Source organism: Citrobacter sp. wls613 (genome assembly GCF_005281195.1).
Taxonomy (GTDB): domain Bacteria; phylum Pseudomonadota; class Gammaproteobacteria; order Enterobacterales; family Enterobacteriaceae; genus Citrobacter; species Citrobacter gillenii.
The window spans coordinates 3,241-3,643 of the sequence record NZ_SZXN01000031.1 but is presented as its reverse complement, the minus strand read 5'-3'; the positions used below and the strand labels follow the sequence as shown (position 1 = coordinate 3,643).

At 48.4% G+C, this 403-nt stretch carries 1 protein-coding gene; it reads right to left on the bottom strand.

Features of this window, described 5'->3' with window-relative positions; genetic code table 11:
- The coding region (locus FDX01_RS23465; RefSeq protein ID WP_249360870.1) for a lytic transglycosylase domain-containing protein at positions 1-364 on the bottom strand (364 nt) is incomplete at its 3' end.
- Positions 365-403 lie beyond the last annotated feature (39 nt).

Below are 403 nucleotides of genomic sequence, written 5' to 3'. Positions count from 1 at the left end.
GATTCCCATACATAGATATATAGTGCTCGTAAACACGCCCCGGATATTCAATATTTTCTTTTCTGCCTCTGTTCTTCCCACCGTTATACCAGCGCAACATCTCTTCTAAATCACCACCAGACTGTTGCTTAGCCCATGACATAACCCTTGCGCCCGCCATGATATTGTCACGCGCGTTAAACGGGTCTTCTCCGGGCAGGAAGTTATAAGGCATTACCTGCATCAATCCTTTAGCGCCCGCCTTACTTACGGCATTTTTATCAAATGACGACTCAGCACCCGCAACGGCTTTCAACCATTTAGCATCAAGACCTTCTTTTTTGGCGGCCTCTTCGAAAAACTGGTCATATTGCGTTGGTGCCACACCTGAAGCCTGTTTCCCCCACTTCAGCCACCCCCACAC